The organism is Psychrobacillus sp. (assembly GCF_056205495.1).
Window position 1 is genome coordinate 1 of the sequence record NZ_JBAEAP010000349.1, and the last position, 1,611, is coordinate 1,611.

Annotated in this window: 2 protein-coding genes; one reads left to right on the top strand and one right to left on the bottom strand. The window is 32.9% G+C overall.

The window, feature by feature from the left end:
* Window positions 1-206 precede the first annotated feature (206 nt).
* Complete coding sequence (locus tag AC06OU_RS10445) at window positions 207-899, top strand: acylneuraminate cytidylyltransferase family protein (protein WP_475855619.1); 693 nt, start codon at window positions 207-209, stop codon at window positions 897-899.
* Window positions 900-1,167: 268 nt separating this feature from the next.
* Here the strand turns inward: AC06OU_RS10445 and AC06OU_RS10450 are convergent, their stop codons facing one another.
* Window positions 1,168-1,434 (bottom strand): hypothetical protein, encoded by a 267-nt coding sequence (locus AC06OU_RS10450; RefSeq protein ID WP_475855621.1) that lies wholly within the window; start codon window positions 1,432-1,434, stop codon window positions 1,168-1,170.
* Window positions 1,435-1,611: the final 177 nt, after the last annotated feature.

The following is a 1,611-nucleotide window of genomic DNA, read 5'->3' on the forward strand; positions in this document are numbered from 1 at the left end:
ATATATTAGTAAGCTAATAAAACTAATACAAACTATTATCTAAAAAGGATAATAGAAGGTGACACTTATTATTATAGCAATTGTAGGAGTGGGTAAGTTTGGAAGCGGACATTTACAGGCTATATAATACACTGGTCATACATGTTCCGATAACATAATATGAGCCATTTATACATACAAAAAATATTATAGAGGGAGGAAAGAAAGTGAAGCCAACCGTATTAGCTATCATTCCTGCCAGAGGTGGATCAAAAGGTATTCCACGTAAAAATATTAGAGAGATAGCAGGAAAGCCGCTTATTGCTTGGACGATTGAAGAAGCAAAAAAATCTAAGCATATAACAAAATTAATTTTATCTTCAGATGATGAAGAAATTATAGACGTTGCAAAGCAATATGGATGTGATGCGCCTTTTGTCAGACCGAAAGCATTAGCGGCAGATGAAACACCCGGTGTAGATCCTATCTTACATGCAATTGAACAATGCCCAGGGTATGATTATGTGGTAGTTTTACAACCGACATCTCCACTTCGAATGGTTGAAAATATAGATGGAGCTATTGAAATGTTGCTTGCGAATAAAAAGGATTTTTGTGTTAGTGTAACCGAATCAAAACAATCACCCTATTGGATGTATAATTTAAATGTAAACGGGATGATGGATCCAGTTATAAAACAATCTAACTTCGCTGTACGTAGGCAAGATTTAACACCAGCATTTTACCTTAACGGGGCAGTCTATGTAGCCAAAACTAAAAGATTCAAAATAACAAAGTCATTTTTAACTAATGAAACGCTAGGATACGTAATGTCTGAAAACCAATCATTTGATATAGACACAGAAGAAGATTTTATACAATGTGAGCAAATACTTAGAGATTGTAAAAGTAAAAAGTAGTTGAAAGTTCGTATTTTATGTAAAAGTGGAGTTATTAAGTTTAAAAACAATTCATTAATGTAGTTGAAGAAGATATAGATGGGTATTCTGTGTTAATAAGATAGGAGAAAAATATTTCAAGTATTTTTCGGAACTTGAAAGCTGTTGTATAAAAGTTCTACTATTATAATTTTATTCAAATAGTAGAACTATTTTGTAACAGGTCGGAATAATTTAGAATCAAAGCATGTAATTATGTATAATCTTTGGCTGTTGGTGAATCTGTAAATTAGATAGCCAGTTTTTTAGCACCAGCAGTTTTATTAATTCGACCTGAAACAGATGAAAATGGCCATGAATTAATCTCTTTAATAGATACGTCAATGAAATTGGAAATACCTAGTGATTTACCTGCGTTTCCATTCCCTAAAATTAGCTCATTACTACCATAACTTGAGTTAATTTCCTTCGCTCTAGCATGCTTTCCTGGAGCGTCCGCTGTGCTGCACCACTCGCTCCACAGTTTCATCTGTGACGCTAATCCCCAAGGAGTCACGCTGAGCTCCACCCCAAACTACAAAAAAATTTTCTTACTTTCAATCACAATTATCTATTGTAAATAAAAAATAAAAAAACCTATATTTTACCTATTTAATTTCCATTATTCTGGTCGATATAGTATACGGTTATGAAATATTATAACAGTTAATAAATACTATAAAGGTGGGGATCT